We start from the raw sequence: 2,455 nt of genomic DNA, 5'->3' as shown, positions 1-2,455 counted from the left end.
AGTCCGCGAAGGCGGACTTTGTTTTTGTAGCCGCGATTTCCAATCGCTTTGGCTTGTTTCGATTCGTGTAAGATCTCAGTTAGAGAAGAGAAGCTATCGTAGATCCCTAAAAAAACACCCTGATCTAAATATTCCTAATATTAACTCCCCTGTAACTTTTACAGGACAAATCAGAAAACTGAACAATCAGACTGGGCTACTGAGTGGGAGTTTAAGGTATATTAGGAAGCTGTTGACTAGCCAATCAAACAAAGGTTTAGTGGTAGTCAACCTCAGTTTGGGGTAAGGGAATCGCGTCAAAGTTAGATGGATCTCGGAGGTAACGGTTTGCTTCTGCTTCTAAACGGTGGATGTGGTAGGATTCGAGGATCTTGGTGTGTCTGAGAGCATCCAGATAGCCATCAAGATAGAGTCGCAGCTCATCAAAACGATAACCCCGATTCCACATGTAAACCAGAGCATCAGTGATCTGCTGATAGTAGCGTATGGTTTGAGTATCTTGGAGCATAGTCTAAAGAGTTTTGAGTATGTGATTTTAAGTGGTGAGCTGAAGTTTGTCAACTATTCAAACTGACAATCTACAATCCCACTGAGCCGCTTACTACTATTGTGCCTCACTCAGGCTGATACTGTAGCCTTTTGATTGGCAATGTCAAATAAAGAAAAAATTGTACTTACCATAGAGAATGCTCAAAGTCAATATAAGTCTGAAGCACAAACAACAAACAACAAACAACTAATCAACTAAATGATTTTCCAGGGCAACTCGGACAAGTTCAGCTCGGTTATTGGTGTCAGTTTTTCTAAGGATACTACTAACGTATTTTTCAATAGTGCGAGGGCTGAGGTGCAGCTTCTGTCCAATTTGGCCATTGGATAGCCCCTGAGTCAGTAAATTCAAAACTTGCTGTTCTCGCTCAGTTAGACTGAGAGTATGGGACCCAAATGTAATCTCCTCCGCAAGAGAGACATTTGGATGAGGATTGGGGAGCGTTTGGGTAGTCGAAGTCGGTATTGGCGAAGGCTTCCCCTCAGCGATAGAGATGCGCAATTCGGCTTGGATAATCTGCGATCGCTCCAGAAGAGAGCGAATCACTGCACCCAATTCTTGCATTTCAAAGGGCTTGGGAAGGTATAAGTCGCACCCCAACTGGTAACCCATAATCCGTTCTTCTGTAGTACCACGTTCCGTTAGGAAAATCACGGGTAACAGGCGGAAGGCGGGTTTGGCTCGAACATTTCGCACCAGTTGATAACCATCCATTTTTGGCATGTTAATATCTGCCACCAGTAAATGAGGATGATACTGATCGATTAGCGACAGCGCCTCTTCACCATTCTCAGCCCTGATGACAATGTAACCTGACATCTCTAGGTAATCACTCACAGAAAGGCGCGTGCCTACATTGTCATCTGTAACCAGGATTGTAAATGGCATAGTACTTAGCTCAAAGCGAATCTATATCTTAAGCTAGGTCAAGTTTGCCCATTAATGCAGTGAATGTGACATCCTCCTACAATCCTAGTATTTTGCACATAATGTGCCTCCAATTGCTTGGGTAAGGTTAGCCCTTACAATGATTTAAAGGTTTTTTACGTTAACGGCACTAGCTTCAAACGGCACTAGCTTTAAGCCGGGGAACCCGTCCAACGCACTGCCTCCCCAATATGCTTGTTTAACCGTTAACCTCAGAGCCACAAACTGGCTGGGCATTTGTAGGTGAGATGACCTAAAAATCGTAGCACATGAAGTACTCGCGTCGGGTAAACTCTGGACTTCTTTAAAAGCCCTCACTATATTCGGTACTCCGAATTAGTGATGGGTAGTTTACTTGATAACCGCTATATCCTAAATAGCGGGCTTTTTACTGCTCAATTGATCGCTAACCAAGGCTAAATTAACTGTAAATTTCAGGGACAAATCAGAATAATGGCGGCGGAATATCTAGCTGTGTTAGTCTTTTATATTCGATGGAGTACTTCGTTTAAGTTTCCGTGACTACCTAAAGTCAAAGAGATTCATCTTTGAGTTGCTTTGATTTTAGTCATCGAGATTTTATTGATCGCTACAGGCACGAGGACAATCAGCACTTTGAGAAACAATGGCGCAAAAATCAGACTACAAAACGAACAGATTAAGGCAACACAAGCAGCCGCTACCTGCACAATTTCTTCTGTAGTGTTGACAATCACGCAAACCGCTGCAAAAGCAATTGACAGGGTAATTAACAAGGAGACGAGCATTATTAGTTCCTCTGATCGCGTTAGGGCGTTCCTTCGGTTTAACAGACCTACTTCCGTCCCGTCACTTTTTTTTAATTGGTCTATGGCGAGATGAACGATTTATGTATTCTATTAAGCTTTACTGTTTTTTTCCCCTATTGTCAATCCCCTGTCAGTTAGTTTTGAGTTTTGAGTTTTGAGTTTTGAGTTTTAAATTTTAACTCTCCCCTTG

At 42.6% G+C, this 2,455-nt stretch carries 3 protein-coding genes and 1 riboswitch; all 3 genes read right to left on the bottom strand.

Features of this window, described 5'->3' with window-relative positions; all coding sequences use genetic code 11:
- Positions 1 to 256: 256 nt before the first annotated feature.
- The 3 genes from NJ959_RS28555 to NJ959_RS28545 all read right to left on the bottom strand — a co-directional run bounded on the left by NJ959_RS28555 (position 257) and on the right by NJ959_RS28545 (position 2,244).
- A complete protein-coding gene (locus tag NJ959_RS28555; protein WP_254015145.1) occupies positions 257 to 508 on the bottom strand; it encodes a DUF6761 family protein in 252 nt (83 codons plus the stop codon).
- A gap of 228 nt (positions 509 to 736) precedes the next feature.
- The gene (locus tag NJ959_RS28550; protein ID WP_254015144.1) at positions 737 to 1,438 is read right to left on the bottom strand and encodes a response regulator transcription factor; all 702 of its coding nucleotides are present in this window, start codon (positions 1,436 to 1,438) and stop codon (positions 737 to 739) included.
- 581 nt (positions 1,439 to 2,019) lie between these two features.
- Positions 2,020 to 2,244, bottom strand: a complete 225-nt coding sequence (locus NJ959_RS28545) for a hypothetical protein (protein ID WP_254015143.1) — start codon at positions 2,242 to 2,244, stop codon at positions 2,020 to 2,022.
- Positions 2,245 to 2,266: 22 nt separating this feature from the next.
- A riboswitch (Glutamine riboswitch) is annotated at positions 2,267 to 2,343 on the bottom strand.
- Between the last annotated feature and the right edge of the window lie 112 nt (positions 2,344 to 2,455).

The sequence above is a fragment of the Limnofasciculus baicalensis BBK-W-15 genome (assembly GCF_024178385.1).
Taxonomy (GTDB): Bacteria; Cyanobacteriota; Cyanobacteriia; order Cyanobacteriales; family Coleofasciculaceae; genus Limnofasciculus; species Limnofasciculus baicalensis.
Note: the sequence above shows the minus strand (reverse complement) of the source record. Positions and strands in the feature narration are given on the sequence as shown.